Below are 24,256 nucleotides of genomic sequence, written 5' to 3'. Positions count from 1 at the left end.
TTATAAAAAATAAGCAAAATGAAAAGAAAGATAATATTCCTGTTGGGTGCGATAGCTTGCTTTGGTATCGCGTGTAAAAAGGATTTCCTTAACCATCCATCAACCACCGGGCCTACAACAGATAACTACTATAACGATGCCGAGCAGGTAAACGGCGCTACCGGTATTTTATATAATGCTGTTTGGGGCGATTGGTTCGACAAAGCTTTTACATCGGTAGGCGACCTGTTGGGTGGCACCGTTACCGGTACACAAGGTAACGACCAGTACAACTCGTTTTACAATTTTAATATCCAAAGTACCGACGGGCTGGTGTCAAGCACCTGGAACTCGTGCTACAAGGCAGCAGGCCAGGCATCGGTACTGATACAAACATTCAAAACAAAGAAAGATCTGCTTGGCGGTGGCGATAACACCGCGTACCTTGACAGGGGCATTGCCGAAGCCCGCTTTATACGCGGTTTCGCCTATTTCTACATTGGCCGTGCTTTTGGCGATGCGCCAATAGTTGATAACCCTTTAGACCTTACCAAACCCGGCGCTTACCTGGTGCCTAAGTATCACCAGAAGGATGTGTTGCGATTTGCCCTGGAGGACCTTCAGGCAGCGGCAGATAACCTGCCCGAAGTTGCCGCGCAGGATGGCCGCGTAACAAAATATGCAGCCCTGGGTATGATGGCTAAAGTGTACCTGTATCTTAAAGATTACCCTAACGCGGCTGCAAAAGCCAAACAAGTTATTGATTACGCTAACGGTGCAGGTGCAGGCGAAGTAGGATTGAACCCTGACTACAACGCCATGTTTACATCATCAACAGTAGCTAACGTAAAAAATAAAGAGAACCTCTTCTCGTTAAGGTGGCTGGCTGCAATGGGCTGGAACGGTGGTAACCGTTTCTCTATCTATGCCGCTCCTCAGCCGCTGGTGCATCCCAAACCAACAGGAGGTAACGGGTACTCGGCAGTAGTGCCTTCGTTTGATATGCTTGACCCGGCTACAGGTTACGAAACCGCCGATAAAAGGCGCGGGTGGTCGGTAATGCAGCAGGGCTTTCATAAAGACGAATGGGTGAACGATAATTTCCCGAATGGTTTTACTTATGATACCACCGGCAGAAAAACTGATGACCATTTTATATTTACCGGCACACGTTCAAATATTCAGAAATATATAGTTGGTCCTAACCGCGCCAACGAGCCGGTTACGCCTGATGGCCATACCAGCATGCCTACCTATATTTTGCGCTATGCCGATGTGTTGCTTATTTATGCCGAAGCGGTTTTGGCAGGCGGTGGTTCAACATCTGATGCACAGGCGCTAAAAGCATTCAACATGGTTCATAACAGGGCAGGGTTAACCAGCTTAACCAGTATCACCATGGATGATATTTTACATGAACGTAAGGTGGAGTTTGCCTTTGAAGGCGATTACTGGTTTGATATACAACGCCAGGGTTTTGCTAAAGCAAAGCAGATCATAGCGACGCAGGAGCGTGGCACGGTTGACGGTAACGGGCACCTTACCAGCTTTAAGGCGACCTTAAATTCTGAAGCGCAGTTGTTTTTACCGATCCCGCAGTCAGAAACCGTTCAGGATCCTAAACTACTTGAACCGGCTGTTGATTATTATAAATAAATGATAACGTATAAATCATTATTGATCATGAAAAATATATTTAAGTTATGGATGGTACTGTTCGCGTTTATTGCGGGGGCATCTGTCATCACATCTTGTACCAAAGAAAACGAAAAGCCGGCTGCGGCATCATCAAACCCAAAGGCGGATAAAATTGAGCCCGATTCAGCTAAAGGCGGCGATGTTTTAACGCTTACGGGGAGCGGCCTCGGCGAAATACAATCGGTAGTGTTTGAAAAAGGCAGTGTGCCTGCACCGTTCAATACGGTTTTTAACACCGATAACGCCCTTATCTTCCGCGTACCTGATACGGCAAACGGCGGGCAACAAAACATCATTATTACCAATAAAATTGGTAAGCAGATATTGGTAAACTTCAACGTTATCGCGTTGCCGGTAATATCAACGGTATCAAACTACAACTTTACCGGCAATACCGAAATTACCATCACCGGCAACAACCTTGCAGATGTTACCTCGGTGAAGTTTAAAGGGTTTAATGATAACATAACCATCGTATCGCAAACCAAAAAAGAGATGGTTATCAGGATGCCCGCAAACAGTACCGTACCCGGGGCGCCGTTAGAAATAACCAATGCTACCGGCCCTATAACTACTACGCAGGTATTTGAGAACCTGGATATGGCCTACCAAATATTTACAGACGGCTACGGTTCCGACGGGTGGGCTAACAACTCATGGGGCCCGGCAACTATATCTACCACGGTATCAAAATCCGGTACTTCATCTTTTGCAGCCACATACGCAAAAGGTAACTGGTCTGCCGATGGGTTTTCAAACTGGTGGCCCGGCCTGGCTTCTAAGCCCGAGTATCAGTACCTTAGCTTTTGGGTTAAAGGCGCCTCGCAGGATTATACCCTCTACCTTACCGCCGATAAACGTCCTAAAGGATATGGCAATAACGACGAAACTACGCCGCTTACCATCCCGGCAAACGTTTGGACCTACTTCAAGATCCCGGTATCCACCGCCGCGTTATGGAGCACAGGGAATACCCTTAATACTATAGGCTTTTGGATTAAAGGCCCTAACGACCAGGATGAGACGTTTTATTTTGATGATGTGATTATTGTAAACCAGTAATACCTTAACCGAACCGGCAGGTGGCCCAACACCTGCCGGCCGGTTAATATCATTACTGTATTTTTTGATGTGAGGAAAAGGAACAGTGTTAACAATTAAATATTTATACAATTAATGTTAAATTCGTATCAATATTCGTTAGTGGACAAAAACAGTAATTACTACTATGCCAAATAATGTTATGCGTGAGATAACGCCGCTTACCCCAAGCGATTGTTTTACTATTTTTTCGCGTGTAAAAAATAAGTTCGATTTTCCGCTTCATTACCACGAAGAATATGAATTGAATCTTATACTCAACGCCGGCGGCGCCAAACGCGTAGTAGGCGGGCATATCGAAGTTATAGACGATCTGGAACTGGTGCTTGTAGGTCCAAACCTTTACCATGCCTGGTTTACGCACCAGTGCAAAAGCGAGGCAATAAACGAAGTAACCATACAATTTCATAAAGATCTTTTCGATGAAAAATTTTTACGGCGTAACCAGCTAAGCTTTGTAAAGAGCATGCTGGAGCGATCGCAAAGGGGGATAGCCTTTTCGCCTGAAACCATTATCGCGCTTAAAGACAGGTTGTTATCGCTTGATAAAAAGAATGGGTTTGATGGTGTATTAGAGTTGTTGTCCATATTGCACGACCTTTCAATCTCGCGCAATATGAAAACCTTGTCGGATCCGAGCTTTACCAACGATAAGTTTTACTACAACAGCCGGCGGATAGAAAAGGTATTCGAGTACATGAATACAAACTACAATAAGCAGGTAAGCCTGGCCGAAGTAGCCCGTATAGCCAATATGCCCGAAGCATCCTTCAGCAGGTTCATCAAAAAACGCACCGGTAAAACTTTTATCGATAGCCTTAATGAGATAAGGCTTGGCCATGCCTCGCGCATGCTGATAGACAGTACCACCACCGTGGCAGAAATAGCCTACAAATGCGGCTTTAATAACATCTCCAACTTTAACCGCATCTTTAAGCGCAAAAAGTTTTGCATACCAAAGGAGTTCCGGGAAACCTATACCGGTAACCGCGTTTTTATATGACTTTAGGGACTAAAAGTACCTAATAATAAATTTAAGGTTAAAATAGTATTACATAAGGGGTAATTAAATCGTCTATTTTAGCAGGCACCAATATTTACAAAACTTTAATCAATGAGATTATCTCTAATAGATATTTCCATTATTGTACTGTACCTGCTCAGCACCATTTTTATCGGCTTTTGGTATCGTAAAAAAGCGCGCGAAAATAAAGACAGTTATATGCTTGGCGGCAAAAGTCTGCCCTGGTATAAACTGGGTTTAAGCGATGCTTCGGATATGTTCGATATAAGCGGCACTATGTGGATGGTGAGCCTGTGCTTTGTGTATGGCATGAAGAGTATCTGGATCCCGTGGCTGTGGCCGGTATTTAACCAGGTATTTTTGATGATGTACCTGTCGCGTTGGCTGCGCCGTTCAAATGCTACTACCGGCGCCGAGTGGCTTGCAACCCGCTTTGGAAAAACCGGCGCAGGCGTAACCAGTTCGCACCTGGTAGTAATAGCATTTGCGCTGTTAAGTTGCCTGGGCTTTATGGCCTACGGCTTTATAGGCCTGGGTAAATTCATCGAGATATTTGTGCCGTGGAATCTGATCAAAGATTACGTCCCCTTTGATGTAGCGCCGCAGTATGTACCGCATATTTACGGTATCATCTTTACGCTCTTTGCCATGTTTTACTCCATTTTAGGGGGAATGCACAGCATTGTTACGGGTGACATGATCAAGTACGGCATTATGACGGTGGCATGCGTATGGATAGGCTTTATAGCGGCGGGCCAGTTAAGCAGTAATCATTTAAACGTACCCAACGGCTGGTACACGCCGTTTTTTGGCAAACACCTGGGCCTAAACTGGTCGGGTATCATCACCGAGGTTAACCAAAAAATAAAGAGCGACGGTTATTCGCTGTTCGCGTACTTTTTTATGATGATGACCTTTAAGGGGTTCTTCGCGGCGCTTGCGGGCCCCGCGCCGAATTATGATATGCAAAAGATCCTTTCGACCCGCTCGCCCGAAGAGGCCAGCAAAATGAACGGATTTGTAAGCGTTATCCTGCTGCCTATCCGTTATACTTTGATCATCAGCTTAACCGCCTTAGGTTTAATATACTACCGACAGATGAACCTGGCAGATGGTACGGGTAATATCGATTTTGAACGGATATTGCCTGCTGTTATCAATAACTTTTTGCCGGTTGGCTTAGTTGGCTTGCTGCTTGCCGGTTTGCTGGGCGCATTTATGAGCACCTTTAGCGGCACCATGAATGCCGCGCAGGCGTACATCGTAAATGATATTTACATTAAATATGTAAACCCCGCGGCATCCACAAAAAAGATCATCACCATGAACTACGTGGTTGGGATAATTGTGGTAGCGGTAGGTGTGATACTTGGCTTTTTTGTACAAGATATCAACAGCGTACTGCAATGGATAGTATCGGCCCTATACGGGGGGTACATCGCCTCCAATGTGCTTAAATGGCATTGGTGGCGCTTTAATGCCAATGGCTTTTTCTGGGGTATGCTTGCGGGTATCTTATGTGCTATGCTATTTTCATTGCTGGTAAAGTTCGGCTACATCCCCGAAGGGCAATTACTGTTTTGGTTCCCGGTGCTGTTCCTGGTATCGCTGGCGGGCTCAATTATCGGTTCGTACGCCGCTCCGGCAACGGATATGGCCGTGTTGCAATCTTTTTACACCAACGTAAGGCCATGGGGCTTTTGGGAACCGGTTAAAAATATCGCGATAGCAAACGACCCATCGTTTCAGCCTAACAAAAATTTTAAGTTAAACATGTTCAACGTTGTGGTAGGCACTATTGCACAGTGCTGCTTAACTATACTGCCTATGTACCTGGTACTATGGCAAAAAACATCCTTATTAGTTACTGTAGCTATTTTGGCGGTAATGATGGTGATACTGAAAAGAACATGGTGGGATAAACTAAAAGAATACTAACATAAAAAATGACACAGCAATTTAAAGACAGATTAGCAGGATTAGAGGAAGCATACGCGAAGCTGATCGATATAAATAACGAGGTTGACGGGCTGGGCAACGGTGTTTTCGACCGTTATAAATACCCGGTACTTACCGCGCAGCACGCGCCCCTGTGCTGGAAATACGACCTTGACCCTGATACCAACCCCTATCTGATGGAACGCTTTGGCATTAACGCGGCATTTAATGCCGGGGCCATTAAGTTCAATGGCAAATATGTAATGGCGGTTAGGGTTGAGGGGGCCGACCGTAAATCGTTCTTCGCGATAGCGGAAAGCCCTAACGGGATAGATCATTTTGAGTTTTGGGAACACCCCATTACCATGCCTGAAACCCAAGAGCCTGATACCAACCTGTACGATATGCGCCTTACCGCCCACGAAGATGGCTGGATCTACGGCTTGTTCTGCACCGAAAGGCGCGACCCCGAGGCCCCTGCGCACGACCAGAGCATGGCCATAGCCGCCTGCGGCATTGCCCGTACAAAAGACCTGGTTAAATGGGAACGCCTTGCCGACCTGCAAACAAATTCGCCGCAGCAGCGTAACGTGGTTTTGCATCCCGAGTTTGTGAATGGCAAATACGCATTGTACACCCGCCCGCAGGATGGCTTTATCAGCGCGGGTAAAGGCGGCGGTATAGGTTTTGGCCTCTGCGATAGCATGGAAAATGCCGTGATCGACCATGAGGCTATTATTGACAATAAGCAATACCACACCGTTTACGAAGCCAAGAACGGGCAGGGCCCCGCGCCAATAAAAACGGCTAAAGGCTGGTTGCACCTGGCACACGGCGTGCGTAATACCGCGGCGGGCTTGCGCTATACACTTTATATGTTCATGACCGACTTGAACGACCTGACCAGGGTTATTTATAAGCCCGGCGGTTATTTTTTAGCACCAGAGGGTATAGAACGTATTGGGGATGTATCGAATGTGGCCTTTTGCAACGGCTGGATAGCGGACGAGGACGGAAAGGTGTTTATTTACTACGCATCGTCAGATACACGCATGCATGTGGCTACCACAACGGTTGATAAATTGCTGGATTATGTGATGAACACCCCGGCAGATGGCCTGCGATCGGCGGCATCGGTTAATACTATTAACAGCATCATCAATAAAAATAAAAGCCTTTTAGCGGTACAATAAGTGATGGAAACGGGGGCGGAGCATAGCTTTAACGATCAGCAGGCAACCTATGAAAAGGAACTTACTGCCGAGCTGGCCAACATCCTTAATTACTGGATGGCCAACACGGTGGATGAGCAATACGGCGGTTTTTACGGCAGGATAGATAACGATAATAATGTTATCCCGGCTTCGCCTAAAGGCGCTGTGCTGAATGCGCGAATCCTATGGAGCTTTTCGGCTGCGTATAACCTAGATCCCGATAAGCGCTATCTGGCAATGGCCAATAGGGCTTATCAGTACATTATTAATCATTTTATTGATGCTGAGTTTGGCGGTGTTTATTGGTCGGTTGACCATCTGGGTAACCCGCTCGATACCAAAAAGCAGGTTTACGCATCGGCTTTTACCATTTATGCGCTGAGCGAATATTTTAAAGCAACCGGCGCAGGCGAAGCAAAAGATTACGCGGTGGAGCTATATAGGGTTTTAGTAGATAAAAGCTACGACACACAGCGCACCGGTTATCTGGAAGCCTTTACAAAAGAGTGGCAACCAATAGCCGACCTGCGCCTGAGCGCCAAGGATGCCAACGAGAAAAAGAGCATGAACACCCACCTGCATGTGTTGGAAGCCTACACTACGCTGTATAGTATCTGGCCGGATGGAGGACTGCGAATACAGATAGAAACGCTGATAAATAACTTTCTTGACCATGTCATTGATAGTGAGACCAACCACCTGGTATTGTTTTTTGATGAGGACTGGAATAAAAAAGGGGACACGGTGTCGTACGGGCATGATATCGAGGCCACCTGGTTGCTTTTGGAAGCAGCCGAAGCTATTGAACATCACGAATTAACAGAAAAAGTAAAAAGCGTTTGCATCAAAGTAAGCGATGCAACCAAGCAAGGATTAGATACAGATGGCGGCCTTTGGTACGAGTACGAACCAGCCGAGGGCCACCTGATAAAAGAAAAACACTGGTGGGTACAGGCCGAAGCTATGGTAGGCTTTTATAACACCTGGCAAATAAGTAACAACAAGGAATATCTTGAGCTGTCGCTCCGAAATTGGGCTTTCGTTAAGCAACACATATTAGATATTCAGAACGGCGAATGGTTTTGGGGCGTTTATGCTGATGGCAGTGTGATGCACACCGAAGACAAAGCCGGTATCTGGAAATGCCCTTATCATAACAGCAGGGCATGTATCGAATTAATTAAACGAATAAGCAGACAGTAACACCAATGAAAAAACATTTCTTGAAAACAGGCATGGCCGCATTAGTGGCCCTGGCCCTGCTGCAATCTTGTAAAAAGGATGGCGCGCCTCAAAATAACAATAGTAACAACAACGGGAGCGATAATGGTAACGGGGAAATAATTGCTCCCAACAACCCTGATATCGCCGCAACGCAGGGCTTTTTCCTGGATGGCTGGCAGCCCAAAACATTTGCTGCGCCGGTATCTTCAAACACAGTAACCAAGCCCGCCGCGGGCGCGGTTGTGGTGACGGTTGATATCAGCAAAGTAATCACTAAGGTGTCAAAAAACCTGTTTGGCAATAACACTAACCCTTTTATGGGGCAGTACGTAGACCAGCCCGTTTTAATGCAGCAGCTGACAGATCTGTCGCCGAATATCCTGCGTTTCCCGGGCGGCAGTTTATCTGATATCTATTTTTGGAACGGCAGCAACAAAGCGCCCGACGACGCACCCGCACAACTGCCCGATAACACCGGCGCCTATAAAGACGCAGGTTATTGGTACGGCAACAATACCGCCGATTGGACCTTTACTCTGGATAACTATTACAAGGTATTACAGCAAACCAACAGCACGGGTTTAATCACCGTAAATTATGGCTACGCGCGATATGGCACCAGCGATAAACCTGCCGAAACCGCTGCGCATTTGGCCGCCGATTGGGTACGTTATGATAATGGCCGCACAAAATATTGGGAAATAGGCAACGAAAATTATGGCAACTGGGAGGCGGGCTACCGCATAAACCCGGCAGCTAACAAGGATGGGCAGCCAGCCATACTAAACGGCGCCATCTACGGCATCCATTTTAAGATATTTGCCGATTCGATGCGAAAGGCAGCTGCCGAGGTTGGTAACACCGGTATTAAGATAGGCATGGTAACTACCGAGACCGACGAAAAAGGCAACACATCAACCATTATACAAAACTGGAACAGTAACGCCATGGCGACATCAGGCACTTCACCTGATTTTTATGTAGTGCATAACTACTATACGCCGTACATGCAAAACTCAACGCCCGAGGTGATACTGGCTACCCCGCCAAACATAACTTTGGATATGATGAACTGGGTGAAAACATCGCTGCAAAAGGCGGGCTTGCCGCAAAAACCCGTTGCGCTTGATGAGTGGAATATATTTTCGACAGGTTCAAAGCAGATGGTATCGAATGTGGCGGGTGTGCATGCGGTAATGACACTGGGTGAGCTCATTAAAAACCAGTACAGTATGGCCAGCCGCTGGGACCTGGCCAACAGCTGGGATAATGGCAACGATCATGGTTTGTTCAGCAATCGTAACGATGAGCCCAACGCACCGGCCTGGAACGCCCGGCCCGCGTTTTACTATATGTATTTTTTCCAGAAGTACTTTGGCGACAGAATGGTAAATTCGTCGGTAGCGGGCAGCCCGGATATTTTTAGTTATGGCTCATCCTTTCAATCGGGCCAGGCAGGAGTGGTGCTGGTAAACAGAGGAAGTCTGGACAGGAATGTCACTGTTACTATAAAAAACTTAGCGGCAGGCAATAAATATTATTACTATACCCTTAACGGCGGCGCAGATAACGTGCCATTTTCGCGCAAAGTATATGTGAACGGCATCGGCCCGGCGGGCGAATCTGGCGGCCCGGTAACTTACAAAACTATTGCTGCCAACACTGCTGCCATAGCGGGCGGAATAATTGTTACCGTTCCTGCGCGCGGAAGTGTATTTTTAGTCGCCGAAGGCAAATAATAGTTTGAGTTGGGATGAGCCAATTAAACCATCCCAACTTCCCGAAGGAGAAGGGCTTTAGGATAGAAGATTTAATGATTTACAAGGTAAGTACTCTCCTTTGGAGAGGATTTAGGTGAGGCTTAAAGAGGCTCATTAATTAATATCAATATATATGAAAAATATTTTTGGTTACGTTGCTTTCGTTTTGCCGTTTATTTGCAGCGGAGCCGCTAACGCACAGTTATACAACCCCTGCGATAAGCAAGCCACTCACGAAACCCGGCAATTGTTTTACAGTATGCAACGCCTGGTTGGTGCCGGCGCGATATTTGGCCACCACGATGACACCGCTTACGGAATAGGCTGGTGTTATGAGCCTAATCACTCGGATGTAAAAACAGTTACCGGATCGTATCCCGGTTTATATGGTTGGGACCTGGCCAAGATAGAGCACGACAGCACAAGGGATATCAACGGTATCCCATTTAAACTACAGAAGAAACTGGTGCGCGAGGCTTATGATCGGGGCGGTATCAACACCTTTTGCTGGCACATGGATAACCCCGCCAACGGTAAGACCGCCTGGGATACCAGTATGCGAACGGTTAAAGAACTGCTTCCCGGCGGCGCTTACCACCATGTGTATGTAAAATGGCTCGAAAAAGGGGCTGATTACATGGCAGGCTTAAAAGGCCCAAACGGCGAAGCTATCCCGATTCTGTTCAGGCCGTTTCATGAGCTTACGGGCAATTGGTTTTGGTGGTGCGCAAATACCAGCACGCCCGAAGAGTTTAAAGACTTGTGGCGGTTTACGGTTGATTATATGCGGCATACCAAAAAACTGCACAACCTGCTTATCGTGTTTTCGGCAGCCGATTTTGATAGCGAGGCTGATTTTATGCTGCGCTATCCGGGTGATGATTATGCCGATTTAATTGGCTTTGATAATTACTGTTACAACAGCGTGCCCGATTATCAAAAAAAGCTGGATATGCGTCTAGGGATACTGGATGCCATAGCCGCTAAAAATCATAAACTGGTGTGCCTGCCCGAAACAGGCTACGAGCAGATACCACAAGCCGACTGGTGGACGAAAGTTTTACTGCCAACCATTGCCAAACACAAAACATCCTACGTAATGGCATGGCGCAACGGCCGTGCCGATCATTACTACGTACCCTACCCCGGTCAGGTAAGCGAAGAAGATTTTAAACAATTTTTTAATAGTCCGCAGGTGTTGTTCGAAAACCGGCTGGCCCCGTTAGCAGTATACGGCAGATACATAGCGCCGTAGAGACGCTATACTTCGCGCCTTAACTATTATGGTAATAAGGAAGGACCCGTAAAGCCATGGGCTATCGTCCATCGACCATGGACTATAAATTCACATTCACCCCAAAAAAATAATTGCGTAACGGAGCAGGGTTATAATAACGGTTACCTACCGCGTTCAGGTCGTTACCGAGGCTGTATTTTTGGTTAAGCAGGTTATCCGCCCCTGCATAAAGCTCAAAGCGCGTTTTGCGGGCGATATGATGCTGCCATGATGCCTTGGCCTGCAGCAGTTGATATTTGCCCGCGTAAACCGTATTGGCGTCGTTCAGCGGGATAGAGGAGGTGTAGTTATGCTGCACAAACAGCGCAAAGTTTTGCGGGAATAAGGTTTGTAACGACGATACAATTACTTCTCGTGGCACACCTGTTAAACGGTTGCCCGAATAATTAGCGCCGGCCACATTGTAATCCCTGAATTTAAAGCGACTAAGGGTTAGCGACGTATTAAATTGCAGTCCGCGGATAAAACCGGTATTGTTACTACGGATAAGCCAATCGGTAAAGGCCAGTTCAAATCCCGCCTGGTTTGTGCCGCCCGCGTTGATATAGTATTCGGTTTCGTCCGGGTTCAACCTGCGGACGATAGATTTGTCTAACTTATAATAAAACACGGAGGCATCCAGCAAAAGGCTTTCATCGTTATTGCGCAGGCGCAGGCCGGTTTCATAGTTCCAGCCAAGCTGTGCCTGCAAGCCGGTATTAATGATATTATCTGTCGGCCTAACCTCGGCGGTGGTAGGGCTCGAATATCCGCGGCTAACGGTGCCCCGCCATATAAAGTTATTGGTTACCTGGTATGACAGCGCCAGCCGGGGCATCAGCACCGCATCAAAGTCGCGATTGGTAAAGGTATCCTCGTTCAGCGGTTCCAGGTTGCGGAATTTGTAGCCGTAATAGTTTAGGCTTGCTGCCGCTTCCACATGCAGGCGTTTAAAAATATCAGCCGCATATCGCGCAAAAAAGAAATGCTGCCCGGTGTTTATCTTGTCTATTTTTTGAACGTCGCCCTTTTCACCGGCGTTGTTATCATAGTTACTTATCTGCGAATTAGTTTGCTGCCATTCCATTCCTACATTCAGCTTCCAGTCAAGATTTTCCTTCGGGATCGCGGCCAATTCAAAGTAGGTGCGCATCCCGTAAGTATTTTCACCGCGTTGCTCATAATTGGTGATGAAGGGGTTCGCAAAATCTACATGGTTGCCAAATATCGCCAGCACATTACGGATGCGCCCGGTTAGCCGGGCATCGTTAATTAGTCCGCCCAAAAGCAGTTTTGTGTTTATACCGATCTTTTGCTGGATAGCACCCGGCAAGGTAGCGGTTGGCAGTCTTGCGCTGCGCGGATCGGCCTGCATCTGCGCCAGGGTTAATCCGCCCGGGGTTTGATAATCAAGGTCGGCAAACATTAGCAGCGCACGCAATTCGCTTTGTTGGCCATAGCGGTAAGCATCTCCTGCCTGTAGGTAAGTGCGGTGCATACGGCTGTTTTGGCGATAGCCATTATACGTTTGGTACGATTGATTAAAGTTGAAGCGGTTGTTAGCGTATGTATTTTGAAAGGAAAGCTTCTCATGAAACAACCCGTACGAGCCGCCGTTCATCCCTGCCGAAGAGTAATTGCTATCCGTGCGCCTTACCGGGTTCAGCAAAACAACCCCGCCCGAATTGGCCCCAAAAAGACTCCCATCCGGCCCTTTTAAAACTTCCACATGCCGTATGTTGCCAATATCAATTGTGTTAAGATACGTGTTGCCACCAGCATCGGTAAGGGGTATCTCATCAAAATAGATTTTAACATCCCTTACTCCAAACGGAGATCGTAATAAGCTGCCACGGATAGACAAACGATAACTCCCCGGCGATCGCTCTTCGGCACGTACGCCCGGTACGGTATTCAGCGCGGTCACAAACGAATTATCGGGCTGCAGCTTTAATTGCGCTACACCCAAAACACTTACTGATGCCGGTATGCTTAGCACCGGCTGCTCCGAAAGATAAGCTTTAACTATAACTGGCTTTAAGTGAAGCAGGGTGTCGGTTTTAACGGCGGGTTTAGTTTGCGCGGCAACCCCTGCGCAAATTATCAGGGTTGAAAATAAACTTAAGCAGTATTTGATCATATCAGGCAGCGAAGTAAACAAAAATAGCCCTTTACACTGTAACGGGCTATCCTTGTTAAAAATATTACAAATAGTTATTTAGCGCTTACACGCCATATACGGTTACTGGCATCGTCGGCCACAAGCAGCGAGCCATCTTTAGCAACGGCTACACCAACTGGTCGGCCGTAAACCTCGCGCTTTTTCAGATTGGCAACAAAGCCCGTTAAAAAACCCTCCATAGCAGGGGCGGGTTTATTATTAACAAATGGCACGAAGCCTACCTTGTAACCCGATAAAACGGACCTGTTCCACGAGCCATGCTGACCAATGAACGCGCCGTTAACATACTTAGTGGGAAACATTTTGCCGGTATAAAACACCAGCCCCAGCGACGCGGTATGCGGTCCTAACGATACATCGGGCGTGATGGCCTTTTTGACCATATCCGGGCGTTTTACTTCAAGCCGTGGGTCCTCATGCTGCCCAAAGTATGCCCATGGCCAGCCGTAAAAGCCGCCTTGTTTAACACTGGTTAGGTAATCAGGCACCAGGTCATCGCCCAGTTTGTCGCGTTCGTTAACAACGGCGTATAACACGCCGGTACCCGGCTGCACGTCTATCCCGGCAGGGTTGCGCAGCCCGCTGGCATAAACGCGCTCGCCGCTGCCATCGGGGTTTATTTCAAGCACATCAGCGCGGCGCTCTTCCACATCCATGCCGTGCTCGGCTATATTGGTGCCTGAGCCTACCGAAACATATATTTTAGTTCTCGCCGCGTTCGCGCGGATGTTGCGCGTCCAGTGGTTATTGTACCCGCCGGCAGGCAGCGATAATATCATTTTGCCCGGCGCTGTTATTTTAGTTTGCCCGGCTTTGTAATCGTATTTCCACAAGCCATCGGTGTTGGCTACATAAAAGGAGTTACCCAGTATCAGCATGCCAAACGGCTGGTTAAGGTTACTCAAAAACACCCTGCGTAAGTCGGGGGTGCCGTCGGCGTTGGTATCGCGCAGCAGCGTTATGCGGTTAGCGCTTTTGCCCAGGTTTTGCGAAGCTGCTACGCCGATGATCTTGGCGCCTATCTTTTTTATGCCCTTAACTTCAGTATTGGCTTCGGATACGAAAATATCACCATTGGGCGCCACATAAATATTACGCGGGTTGCGCAGGGTATCGGCAAATAAATTAACGGTGAAGCCTGCGGGTGCAATGGGTGTTTTCCCTGCGGGCCAGCCTATCACCTTGCTGTAATTACTTACAGATTTTGTTTGGTAGGGCGCGGGCAAATTAACACCCTGGCTTGCCGGCGTGTTAATTTCGTCAGCTTTAGAGGCGTCAACTTTTTTTTGTTTGCAACTCGCGGCTAAAAGAGTAATGCTTGCTATGTATAGGAGATATGTTCTGAAGATCGGCATGCTGAAATAACCTGCGCACATGGCTTTTGTTTTGCGGATATATTGCCTAAACGCCTTTATTACAAAGATTAAAGCATTTATGTGACAAAAAAATATATTTTTGAATAAGTTGTACGCCAGCTGCATAATGTTAACCAATAAGTTAAAACTACTCTTACTGCTATTGATGATATTGCTTTCGGCAAGGGTTGTTGCGCAAAACAGCCTTGGCGACCCGGTGCTTTATGAAGATTTTGGTTTTGGTACTAACTATACCCCACTTGGACCTGCGCTTAAAGGTGATTACAGCACAATGAAATACGGCGGTGATGGCGGCAGGTGCCCTAACCCGGGTGCATATCTGATCTTGAACAGTTCGTCTAATTGTTATGGCGATAGTTTCAAAACCATCAATTTTGACCATAGTGGAGGCAGCCCATTTGGTTATTTGATGATGGTAAACGGCGACAGCAAACCCGTGATATACTATACCCGCGTTATTGGGGGCGCTAAGTTTTGCGGAGGCGCACGCTACCAATTTGCCGCCTATCTGAATAATATCAATAAAGGTATGCCCAGGCCCGATGGGTATGTTGATGCTGATGTTAAATTTACCGTTAAATCATCAAAAGGCGCGATCTTAGGCACCTATGCAACAGGCCCTATAGACCCTGACGATAGCTTTGTACAGTACTATGTTGATTTTAATGCACCGAACGATGGTTCTGATGTTATAATCGAATTAAGCAATAACGCTTTAACCGGCACCGTTGGGAACGATTTTGCTTTAGATGATATTACTGTAAAAGCTTACGGCCCTGTAATAGATGTGGGTATTGGCACAGTAGCCGGCCCTGCGGCAATAACTGTAACCCAGTGTCTGGACGGCGGGCCAAAAACATACGTTTTAAAATCATTGGTTCATAACTATGCTTCGCCGCTTTACCAATGGCAGCTTAACTTTAATAACACCGGATGGAAAAACATCGACGGGGCAACAAATAAAGACCTGAGCCTATCAACTACTTTTTTAAACCCTGCAGTTGGCAAATACCAGTACCGGGTTGGGGCTTTAAGCGCGCCGGGGACATCGTTAAACTGCCAGACGTTCTCGCAGGCCATAACGATTAACGTTGTTAAAAACCCTGATTACAAGTTGCCTGATACAACCACTGTTTGCCAAGGCGAAATATTATCTATACATGCTGATGGCGGGACAGACTTTTACTGGACCCTGCCCGATGGCTCTCACTCTAACGCTCATTTTTTAGATGTAACTACCAGTGCCTCTAAAAGCAACGAAGGCATATACCGGGTTGTTATTTCGCGGGATGGCTGCTCATATACCACTCAAACCAGGGTGGTAGTAGGCGAACCTTTAACCGTAACCGTTGATGATGCCTCGCCCGTAATATGCGAGGGCACTTCAGTTCAATTAGGGGTACACGGGGGGCTTAAATATAAATGGACACCATCTGCCGGATTAGATCATGATGATATACCCAACCCTGTAGCCAGCCCAACTGATAACACTGCATATAATGTTTTGATAAGTAACGATGGCTGTACCAAAGAAAGAACTATTGTGGTAACGGTTTTAAAGTTACCCGTTGCAAATGCAGGCCCCGACAGGACAATGAAAGAAGGCGAACCCATAAAGCTGCAGGGCTCGGCCAGCGGGTCGAATATAAATATCTATTGGACACCCACCGAATATATGGACGACCCCACATCGCTTACCCCAAGGATAGACCCACCGGATAGCAGAACGTATACCCTGCACGTGGAGTCGCCTGATAATTGCGGGATAGTAAGCGATGAGATGTACGTAAGAGTGTTTAAAAAGCTTACCATCCCCTCAACATTTACACCTAATGGCGACGGGATGAACGATACCTGGCGTATTGATAAGCTGATCACCTACCCCGAAAGTGTGCTGTATGTTTACACACGGGAGGGGAAAGAGGTGTTCAGAACCGTTGGTGACGCCAAACAATGGAATGGCATTTACCAGGGCAAGGCCTTGCCGGCAGGCGTTTACTACTATATCATCGATCTTAAAAATAACCTGCCAAAACAGGGTGGCTGGGTTATGCTGCTGCGGTAAGCGCTCCGGGAACTATTCAGACATATAAAATGTACTTTGAGCACCTAATAGCATAAAACACACGTTATACCTTGGCTAAAAATTATATTTTTGACAACCCACTGTTTTTACGACAGCCCTATGCCGCTAACTAAACTAAGGCTCTTTTTCATGCTGACACTTTTACTCGGTAGTACACACGGGTGGGCACAAGTATGTACCGGCAGTTTAGGCGACCCTGTATTTACGTTTGATTTTGGCTCGGGCAATGAAATGAAGTTTCCAACCACGGGTTATTCTTTCCGTGGAGGTTCATGCCCCGACGACGGACAATACTCCATTTCAAAAACCGAAACGGGGTGCCACGATGATACCTGGCACAAAGTATTAAAAGATCATACAGGCAACGACGGTTACATGATGGTAATTAATGCTGATGCGGTTGCAGGGAAAGAGTTTTTTAGCAAGGAAACAACCATTGAGGGCACAAACCTGGGGGCATTATGTGAAAACACTACATACGAGTTTTCGGCTTATATATTAAACCTGATAAAGGCCGGGCAGTTTGGCTTTATCGAACCAAAGATCACTTTTATTATACAAACAACTACCGGCGAGATCATCAAACAGTCGGACCCTACAGATATACCGCCAACCGGCAACCCCGATGGGTGGGAAAAATATGGGGTATACTTTACTACCCCGCCCGGCGTAACCACAGTGGTAGTAAAAATGGTAAACAACGCCCCCGGCGGGGCTGGTAACGACTTTTTGCTCGATGATATCGCTTTCAGGGCATGTGGGCCGGTAATAAAGGCCGGTATTGCCGGTGATGTATCGGTCACCCAAACTAATTTGTGTGCGGGTAACCCAAAAACGTATACTATAAAAGCCGAACAGCCTGCGGGTTATGCAAACGCTAAATACCAATGGCAGCAAAATTTAAATAATGGGCAGGGATGGAAGGACATGGCGGGCGAAGAAAGCCTGTCGCTTACGCTCGATTTCCCCGCCGGTAAGCCGGTCGGCACCTATCAGTACAGGCTTGGGGTAGCCGAGGGTGGAAATATCCAGTCGTTAAATTGTCGGGTATATTCAAACACGGTGACTATTGATATAACGGCATATCCTGATCCTCCCCAGCTTTTACCCCTAAATGTTTGCGAGGGCGATCCGTTCACTTTGACCGCAGCGGGTGGTGCAACTTATAAGTGGACCGGCCCAAACCTGCCCGAAACTTCTGAAAACCCGTTGGTGTTTGCCAATGCAGGCGCGGGTATGCAGGGCCGGTATACGGTCGAAGTAATATCGGCGGCTGGGTGTTCAACGTTCAGGTACGTTGATGTTACCGTGAACCAAAAACCGGTAATACAATTGAGCAATGCCAACCCCGCTGTTTGCAGCGGCGATGGTGTCACCATCAGCGCATTTGCCACCGACGCTAAAACATACAGTTGGTTTCCTGTAAGCGGCTTATCCAACCCCAATATTGCTAACCCTGTAGCCAGCCCTGATGTGTCTACACAGTACACCGTTACCGTTACCGCTAACAATGGCTGCGTTAGTACGCGGACGGTGCTGGTAACAGTGAAAGACCGGCCTGTGGCCAACGCCGGTGAAGATAAAAAAATATTTGAGGGGCAATCGGTAACGCTGGAAGGAAAGGCAAGCGGCAGCGTCTTGAACTATACATGGTCACCACCCGATTTCCTCGACGATCCGCACTCATTAACGCCCGTGGCAACACCTCCCGTTAATAAAACGTACACCCTCACAGTTACGTCGGATAACGACTGCGGTATTGCCGAAAGCAGCGTATTTATAAGGGTTTACAACAAGTTAGTGTTACCAAGCGCCTTTACCCCCAATAACGACGGCGTGAACGATATTTGGAATATTGAAGCATTACAGACCTATCCCGAGAGCATCATAACCATTTATACCCGCGACGGCAAACAGGTATTTCGAAGCAAGGGTTACAGTAAACCGTGGGACGGTAAATTTAATGGGAGCCCCCTGCCTGCAGGTACTTACTATTATGTTATCGACCTGAAGAACGACACGCCCACGCGGTCGGGGTGGGTAATGCTGATGCGGTAACGCTAAACAGTAGTATTTATTTAAACGAATAATTTATACCTGCCTGTATGAAATTGTTGTTTATAAAAAAATCGCTGTTGCTGTTTACATCACTGGTAGTTAAATAAGCTACAGATATGTCTATCTTTTTATTGATGATGATCCCGGCTTTTAACGCAAAACTGGTAAAGTACTTATTCAACCTGAAAAGTTCATCGGGTTGGTGGTCAAAATCGCTGCCATTTTTTTGTATCAAACCCTTGTCAACGTACTGTGCGTATGCCATATGAAAACCCAACCCGGAATAAAACTTAAAATTTTGCGCGTTATATAAATTATAAAGCACCTCTGGCTCAATAGAATACATTATTTGTGTAAAATGATAAACGATCTCATCAGACGGCGACACCAGGTTTGGATAATATGATTCGTATTTATTTGCGCCCACTCCCAACTCGATACGGAAGGCAAGCGCCTGAGTATTTTGATCCATGAAGAAGTTGAAACCGCCGGTAACTCTTGGTAATACCGATGTGTGCGTTTGGCCGTCAACTTTATTGTATACGCTTCGTGTTTGATATAAAGCTACATTAACACCTGCACCTGCATAAAAATAATTTGCTTTGGTTGTGTTATCTTCTTTAACGGTTTTAAAATTGTTTAGCTTACTCACTATTGATAACATACCCGGGTAACTATATTCGCTTCTTTGTATGTATATATTTAATTTACCATCAAGCAAGTTGTTCTTACTGGCTATAACACTAAGTTGTTTTCGATATGTATTTTCTTCAATGCTGCTGTTCTGCCTGTCGGTTGAATGATATGTGCGGTATATAAGTTCAGTGGGCCCCTGGCTGCCTTCGCTTATAAAGTACCGGGCCTTAATGCGGTCCTGGTAGCTGTAAAGTGTTACAATATTGCCTTTTTGAAGCACCTTTAAAAAGATCTGGCCGTTCGTAAACGAGGTATCGCGGCTGTCGGGCAATCTGTCACCGCTGGTCTCATCGGTTGAAACAGGGCCGTTATAGGTTTTATAAGCGGCTAAGCCCGCTATTTCAAAGCCTGTTACATCTGCAGGGGTTATCTTGCTTTTATCGCTATTTAGTGCGGTTTTGAATTCTATAGTTGCGGGATTTTCGCTCCATTCACGATAATTAATATATCCCCGCGTGGTATCCCCGTTGGTGTTTAGCAGGTAGCCGGGCTTATAGTTGCTTTGTGCAGTAGCGGATAAAGAACATACTATGGCAGCTGCTAGTAGCAATAAGTGGTAAGGTTTCATTTGTGATAATTGGCGGCGTGAATATAGATAAACTATGCAATAATCGCACTGACAACTACAATTAATTTAAAACCTGATAAACTTATCCATTTGCTCGTTAGTAAAGCGCAGCGTATCTTCGGCAGTAAGGTTGCCCTGTTCATCCATTTCCTTACGGATAGAGGCGATATGGAGCTTTAAAGGCATTACATGCAGGTTAACATAATGGCAAACACCAGTAAAATGGTCTATGCCCCGGATATTGCCATACTTGCCCGACGATAACCCTACCAGCGCCGCTTTTTTATCATAAAAGCTTTCAGGAAAGCTGCACGCGTCAACAAAAACCTTTAAAACGCCCGGATAGCTGCCATTATATTCCGGAATGATAAAAAGGAATTTTTCGGTAGCTGTTATCTGGTTTTGTATGGTGGTGAAAGCTTCGCTGCGCTTGCCGTAAAGGTCAGTTTCTATCAGGTTGGGCGGCAGCTGCGTTAACGACAGTAAATTAGTTTGCATCCCCTTTGCCGCAAGTTGCCTTTGATAATACTGCGCCAGTTTAAGCGTTGAACTGTTAGGGCGATTTGTGGAGGCTATGATAGTTACCATGTTATTAGTGAGTAGTGAATGCAGAATGGCGAGCAGTTAGAATTACAAATTTCAGAACAGGTTCAATAGCGGTTTTAACCACCTTATTGACTATTCTCCACTCACTAATTACTACTTAAACCAAATCCCACAATGTTTGTAAGTTGGCAAAACTGTTAATTTCTCAATTATTTAAATCCGTATCTTTAGCGGCGGATAAAAAACAATACAAACATAGAAATTTCTGTTCCTGTTTTTCGTTGTAATAACCGCAGATATAAATTTTTGAGACACAGATGAGTAAAATTATTGCTTTAGCCAATCAAAAGGGTGGGGTTGGAAAAACCACATCATCAATAAACCTTGCCGCAAGCTTAGCCGTGCTGGAATACCGCACCTTACTGGTAGATGCAGATCCGCAGGCTAACTCAACCTCGGGTATTGGTTTTGATCCGCGCAATATCAAAAACAGCATCTACGAGTGCATTATAAACGATATTAATCCCCATGATGCCATCCAAAAAACCGAAACACCAAATCTTGACCTGCTGCCAGCGCATATAGACCTGGTTGGGGCCGAGATAGAGATGATAAACCTGCCCAACCGCGAGTATAAAATGAAAGCTGTATTAGAAAGCGTGCGGGATGAGTACGATTTTATCATTATAGATTGCTCGCCATCGCTCGGACTGATCACCATCAACGCCCTTACTGCGGCCGACTCCGTAATTATACCGGTACAATGCGAATACTTTGCGCTTGAAGGCCTGGGCAAACTGCTTAACACGATTAAAATTGTACAGTCGCGCTTAAACACAGCTTTGCAGATAGAGGGGATACTGTTAACCATGTACGATGTGCGCCTGCGCCTTTCAAACCAGGTGGTTGACGAGGTTCGCACCCATTTTGAAGATATGGTATTTGATACCATTATACAACGTAATACCCGCTTAAGCGAGGCGCCAAGCTTCGGTATATCAGTGATTATGCATGATGCAAACTGTAAAGGTGCCGTAAATTATTTAAACCTCGCCCGCGAAATTATCCGCAAAAACGGCCTGGTTAGCAACGAGGAACTGGCAACCACGGTAACAGCTTAAACAAGATGAGTACAGAAAAAAGAAACGCTCTTGGCAAAGGGTTAAGCGCCCTGTTAAACGATTCGCCGAGCGTGCTTCCATACAAAAGCAACAATGCCGGCGAAAAGGTTAATTCAAGCTCAGTTTCTGGGCTGGATAGCCTTGGATCGGTTAATGAGATCAGGATCAGCGAAATAGAAGTTAACCCTTTTCAGCCCCGTACAGAGTTTGACGAGCAGGCCCTTGCCGACCTGGCAGCTTCAATAAAACTGCAGGGATTGATACAGCCTATCACCGTACGTAAAGTTAGCGCGCATGCCTATCAGCTCATATCGGGCGAGCGCAGGCTGCGTGCATCAAAAATAGCCGGCCTTACCCAAATACCGGCTTACGTGCGTACCGCCAACGATCAGCAAATGCTGGAGATGGCGCTTATCGAAAATATACAGCGCGAAAACCTTAACGCCATTGAGGTAGCCCTTAGCTTTCAGCGCATGATTGATGAGTGTAGCCTGAAACAGGAAGAGCTTGGCGATCGTGTCAGTAAAAACCGGTCTACCGTTACCAATTACTTAAGGCTGCTGAAATTGCCGCCTGCTATACAGGCGTCGTTACGGGATGGGGCCATAACTATGGGCCATGCCAAAGCACTTTTAGCGGTTGAAGATCCTGCCGCGCAGCTTTACATCCACCAGCAGATCATCAAACAGGAACTATCTGTACGCAAAGTGGAGGAGATGGTAAGGGAAATGCAAAAGGCGCCGGTAAAAAAGGAGGGCAAACAGCCCGAACCGCTCTCGTACCAATTGCAGAAGGTTGAAGATGACCTCGCTTCAAAATTCAGTACAAGGGTTAAGCTTAAAGTTACGAGCCAGGGCAATGGATCGATAGAAATACCGTTCTTATCCGAAGATGATCTGGGCCGTATACTTGAAATGCTGGATTGGTAAACTATGTTAAAGCAACTTTTAACTACTGTAATATTTGTATGCTTTGCCTTTTTTGCAATGGGCCAAACCCCCGATACCGTTGCCGTCAAACCTAAACCCGATACAGCAGTTATTAAAAACATTGATACCGTTAAACGCACCTCGTTTGCGCCAAAAATCAAAAAAGAGAAAGAGTATCACCCGGATAGTACCCATAAACCCAGCCTGGCGGTAAAGCGGTCGCTTTTTGTGCCCGGGTGGGGGCAGGTATACAACCACAGGTGGTGGAAAGTCCCCCTTATTTACGCGGGCCTTGGTATGCTGGGTAACGCAGTAATTGTTAACCTGCGCGATTATAAAGTATTTTTAGCCCTTGCAAAGATTACGCGCACGGGTGGCATACCCGAGCCCGGCAGCCCCTTATATGCATCGTACATTAAGTATAAGCGCGAATACGATTTATATGTGGTGAATTATGGCGCATCAAACCCCGACCTGGAGAACGCCGCCAGCGGTTACCAGCGAAACTTTCAGATCAGCATTTTAAGTATCATCGCCGTTTGGGGTGTGCAGGCCATCGATGCTTATATCGATGCAAAGTTCATCAGCTCGTACACAGTGGATAATAATTTATCGATGAAGGTAGCGCCTACCCTTGTACCGCAGCCCATGTACGCCGCAAATTTTAACAGTGCATTTATTCCGGGTTTAAAATTTACCTTTACGCTTTAAATGTAAAAGCACACACCAATGAAAATTGCATTGTTAGGTTACGGCAAAATGGGTAAGATAATTGAAAAGATAGCCCACGACAGGAAGCATGAGATTGTACTAAAGATAGATTACGGCAACCTTGACGAACTGACCACCGAAAACCTGCAAAAGGCTGATGTAGCCATTGAGTTTAGCACACCATCAACCGTTTTGGGAAATATCGAAAGTTGTTTTAAGGCAGGTGTACCTATAGTGGTTGGTACCACCGGCTGGCATAACGAAATGGCGCAGATAAAGGAACAGTGTGCATATCATAAGGGATCGTTTATATACGCAACCAATTTCAGCGTAGGCGTTAATATATTTTTTCATGTAAATAAAGTGCTTGCGCGGCTAATGAACAATTACCCGTATTACGATGTGCAGGTAGAAGAGATACACCATACACAAAAGCTCGATTCGCCGAGCGGTACTGCCATTACAATTGCCGAAGGTATTATTGACAGCCTGGACAGTAAAAAGGAGTGGAAGAACGTATTGATAAGCGATGATAAGCCTGACGATGAAACGGTTGCTGCCGATGAGGTGCTTATAGAATCTTTAAGGATAGAGAACATACCCGGCACCCATACCGTTATTTACGACTCGGAGGTGGATACCATTGAGTTTAAGCACACCGCTCATAACCGTAATGGATTTGCTTTGGGAGCGGTGCTTGCGGCCGAATGGATAAAGGATAAAAAAGGATTTTATTCTGTTGAGGATATGTTTGATTTTAATAACTAAT

General features: G+C 46.4%; 18 protein-coding genes. 14 read left to right on the top strand and 4 right to left on the bottom strand.

Features of this window, described 5'->3' with window-relative positions:
• The first annotated feature begins 18 nt into the window (after positions 1–18).
• From HDC91_RS13035 to HDC91_RS13000, 8 genes are all read left to right on the top strand, one after another.
• Positions 19–1,635, top strand: a complete 1,617-nt coding sequence (locus HDC91_RS13035) for a RagB/SusD family nutrient uptake outer membrane protein (RefSeq protein ID WP_183552839.1) — start codon at positions 19–21, stop codon at positions 1,633–1,635.
• A gap of 27 nt (positions 1,636–1,662) precedes the next feature.
• On the top strand, positions 1,663–2,739 hold the full coding sequence (locus HDC91_RS13030; protein ID WP_183552837.1) for an IPT/TIG domain-containing protein: 1,077 nt from the start codon (positions 1,663–1,665) through the stop codon (positions 2,737–2,739).
• Positions 2,740–2,905: 166 nt separating this feature from the next.
• Positions 2,906–3,781 carry an AraC family transcriptional regulator gene (locus HDC91_RS13025; protein WP_162430624.1) on the top strand — a complete coding sequence of 292 codons (876 nt, stop codon included), beginning with the start codon at positions 2,906–2,908 and terminating at the stop codon, positions 3,779–3,781.
• Between the two features lie 111 nt (positions 3,782–3,892).
• The gene (locus HDC91_RS13020; protein WP_183552835.1) at positions 3,893–5,740 is read left to right on the top strand and encodes a sodium:solute symporter family protein; all 1,848 of its coding nucleotides are present in this window, start codon (positions 3,893–3,895) and stop codon (positions 5,738–5,740) included.
• A gap of 8 nt (positions 5,741–5,748) precedes the next feature.
• A complete protein-coding gene (locus HDC91_RS13015) occupies positions 5,749–6,933 on the top strand; it encodes a glycosidase (RefSeq protein ID WP_183552833.1) in 1,185 nt (394 codons plus the stop codon).
• A gap of 3 nt (positions 6,934–6,936) precedes the next feature.
• Positions 6,937–8,157: an AGE family epimerase/isomerase gene (locus HDC91_RS13010; RefSeq protein WP_183552832.1), complete on the top strand. Its 1,221-nt coding sequence runs from the start codon at positions 6,937–6,939 to the stop codon at positions 8,155–8,157.
• Positions 8,158–8,162: 5 nt separating this feature from the next.
• Complete coding sequence (locus HDC91_RS13005; RefSeq protein ID WP_183552830.1) at positions 8,163–9,917, top strand: alpha-L-arabinofuranosidase; 1,755 nt, start codon at positions 8,163–8,165, stop codon at positions 9,915–9,917.
• Between the two features lie 154 nt (positions 9,918–10,071).
• Positions 10,072–11,193: a glycoside hydrolase family 26 protein gene (locus tag HDC91_RS13000; protein WP_183552827.1), complete on the top strand. Its 1,122-nt coding sequence runs from the start codon at positions 10,072–10,074 to the stop codon at positions 11,191–11,193.
• 82 nt (positions 11,194–11,275) lie between these two features.
• On the opposite strand, the gene HDC91_RS12995 is transcribed toward HDC91_RS13000, so the two are convergent.
• Complete coding sequence (locus HDC91_RS12995) at positions 11,276–13,354, bottom strand: TonB-dependent receptor (RefSeq protein WP_183552826.1); 2,079 nt, start codon at positions 13,352–13,354, stop codon at positions 11,276–11,278.
• Between the two features lie 74 nt (positions 13,355–13,428).
• Entirely contained in the window at positions 13,429–14,751 is a 1,323-nt protein-coding gene (locus HDC91_RS12990) for a sorbosone dehydrogenase family protein (protein ID WP_183552824.1), read from the bottom strand.
• A 127-nt stretch (positions 14,752–14,878) separates the two neighbouring features.
• Here HDC91_RS12990 and HDC91_RS12985 point away from each other — a divergent pair, with 127 nt between their 5' ends.
• Both HDC91_RS12985 and HDC91_RS12980 read left to right on the top strand, forming a co-directional pair.
• Complete coding sequence (locus tag HDC91_RS12985) at positions 14,879–16,837, top strand: gliding motility-associated C-terminal domain-containing protein (protein WP_183552822.1); 1,959 nt, start codon at positions 14,879–14,881, stop codon at positions 16,835–16,837.
• A gap of 150 nt (positions 16,838–16,987) precedes the next feature.
• Positions 16,988–18,916 (top strand): gliding motility-associated C-terminal domain-containing protein, encoded by a 1,929-nt coding sequence (locus HDC91_RS12980; protein ID WP_183552819.1) that lies wholly within the window; start codon positions 16,988–16,990, stop codon positions 18,914–18,916.
• A 16-nt stretch (positions 18,917–18,932) separates the two neighbouring features.
• On the opposite strand, the gene HDC91_RS12975 is transcribed toward HDC91_RS12980, so the two are convergent.
• Positions 18,933–20,180, bottom strand: a complete 1,248-nt coding sequence (locus HDC91_RS12975) for a hypothetical protein (protein WP_183552817.1) — start codon at positions 20,178–20,180, stop codon at positions 18,933–18,935.
• A gap of 66 nt (positions 20,181–20,246) precedes the next feature.
• A complete protein-coding gene (locus tag HDC91_RS12970; RefSeq protein WP_183552815.1) occupies positions 20,247–20,768 on the bottom strand; it encodes an NADPH-dependent FMN reductase in 522 nt (173 codons plus the stop codon).
• Positions 20,769–21,043: 275 nt separating this feature from the next.
• Between HDC91_RS12970 and HDC91_RS12965 the strand changes: the two genes are divergently transcribed.
• Genes HDC91_RS12965 through dapB form a run of 4 tightly spaced genes read left to right on the top strand, consistent with a single transcriptional unit; the run spans position 21,044 to position 24,255 of the window.
• Positions 21,044–21,847: a ParA family protein gene (locus HDC91_RS12965; protein WP_162430637.1), complete on the top strand. Its 804-nt coding sequence runs from the start codon at positions 21,044–21,046 to the stop codon at positions 21,845–21,847.
• 5 nt (positions 21,848–21,852) lie between these two features.
• Complete coding sequence (locus tag HDC91_RS12960) at positions 21,853–22,776, top strand: ParB/RepB/Spo0J family partition protein (protein ID WP_183552814.1); 924 nt, start codon at positions 21,853–21,855, stop codon at positions 22,774–22,776.
• 3 nt (positions 22,777–22,779) lie between these two features.
• Positions 22,780–23,487 (top strand): DUF5683 domain-containing protein, encoded by a 708-nt coding sequence (locus HDC91_RS12955; RefSeq protein WP_183552812.1) that lies wholly within the window; start codon positions 22,780–22,782, stop codon positions 23,485–23,487.
• A gap of 18 nt (positions 23,488–23,505) precedes the next feature.
• Positions 23,506–24,255, top strand: coding sequence for a 4-hydroxy-tetrahydrodipicolinate reductase (gene dapB, locus HDC91_RS12950; RefSeq protein ID WP_183552810.1), 750 nt, complete (start codon positions 23,506–23,508; stop codon positions 24,253–24,255).
• The last annotated feature ends 1 nt before the right edge of the window (position 24,256 follow it).

It is taken from the genome of Mucilaginibacter sp. AK015 (assembly GCF_014200785.1).
In the GTDB taxonomy this organism is placed as follows: Bacteria; Bacteroidota; Bacteroidia; order Sphingobacteriales; family Sphingobacteriaceae; genus Mucilaginibacter.
Note: the sequence above shows the minus strand (reverse complement) of the source record. Positions and strands in the feature narration are given on the sequence as shown.

What these genes read in the sequence shown, in the direction of transcription:
- HDC91_RS13005 (WP_183552830.1), top strand. Translation starts at nt 8,163, where the DNA reads ATGAAAAAACATTTCTTGAAAACAGGCATGGCCGCATTAGTGGCCCTG.
- HDC91_RS12990 (WP_183552824.1), bottom strand. Translation starts at nt 14,751, where the DNA reads ATGCCGATCTTCAGAACATATCTCCTATACATAGCAAGCATTACTCTT.
- HDC91_RS13010 (WP_183552832.1), top strand. Translation starts at nt 6,937, where the DNA reads ATGGAAACGGGGGCGGAGCATAGCTTTAACGATCAGCAGGCAACCTAT.
- HDC91_RS13035 (WP_183552839.1), top strand. Translation starts at nt 19, where the DNA reads ATGAAAAGAAAGATAATATTCCTGTTGGGTGCGATAGCTTGCTTTGGT.
- HDC91_RS12965 (WP_162430637.1), top strand. Translation starts at nt 21,044, where the DNA reads ATGAGTAAAATTATTGCTTTAGCCAATCAAAAGGGTGGGGTTGGAAAA.
- HDC91_RS13000 (WP_183552827.1), top strand. Translation starts at nt 10,072, where the DNA reads ATGAAAAATATTTTTGGTTACGTTGCTTTCGTTTTGCCGTTTATTTGC.
- HDC91_RS12970 (WP_183552815.1), bottom strand. Translation starts at nt 20,768, where the DNA reads ATGGTAACTATCATAGCCTCCACAAATCGCCCTAACAGTTCAACGCTT.
- HDC91_RS13030 (WP_183552837.1), top strand. Translation starts at nt 1,663, where the DNA reads ATGAAAAATATATTTAAGTTATGGATGGTACTGTTCGCGTTTATTGCG.
- HDC91_RS13015 (WP_183552833.1), top strand. Translation starts at nt 5,749, where the DNA reads ATGACACAGCAATTTAAAGACAGATTAGCAGGATTAGAGGAAGCATAC.
- HDC91_RS12980 (WP_183552819.1), top strand. Translation starts at nt 16,988, where the DNA reads ATGCTGACACTTTTACTCGGTAGTACACACGGGTGGGCACAAGTATGT.
- HDC91_RS13020 (WP_183552835.1), top strand. Translation starts at nt 3,893, where the DNA reads ATGAGATTATCTCTAATAGATATTTCCATTATTGTACTGTACCTGCTC.
- HDC91_RS12975 (WP_183552817.1), bottom strand. Translation starts at nt 20,180, where the DNA reads ATGAAACCTTACCACTTATTGCTACTAGCAGCTGCCATAGTATGTTCT.
- HDC91_RS12985 (WP_183552822.1), top strand. Translation starts at nt 14,879, where the DNA reads ATGTTAACCAATAAGTTAAAACTACTCTTACTGCTATTGATGATATTG.
- HDC91_RS12955 (WP_183552812.1), top strand. Translation starts at nt 22,780, where the DNA reads ATGTTAAAGCAACTTTTAACTACTGTAATATTTGTATGCTTTGCCTTT.
- HDC91_RS12960 (WP_183552814.1), top strand. Translation starts at nt 21,853, where the DNA reads ATGAGTACAGAAAAAAGAAACGCTCTTGGCAAAGGGTTAAGCGCCCTG.
- dapB (WP_183552810.1), top strand. Translation starts at nt 23,506, where the DNA reads ATGAAAATTGCATTGTTAGGTTACGGCAAAATGGGTAAGATAATTGAA.
- HDC91_RS12995 (WP_183552826.1), bottom strand. Translation starts at nt 13,354, where the DNA reads ATGATCAAATACTGCTTAAGTTTATTTTCAACCCTGATAATTTGCGCA.
- HDC91_RS13025 (WP_162430624.1), top strand. Translation starts at nt 2,906, where the DNA reads ATGCCAAATAATGTTATGCGTGAGATAACGCCGCTTACCCCAAGCGAT.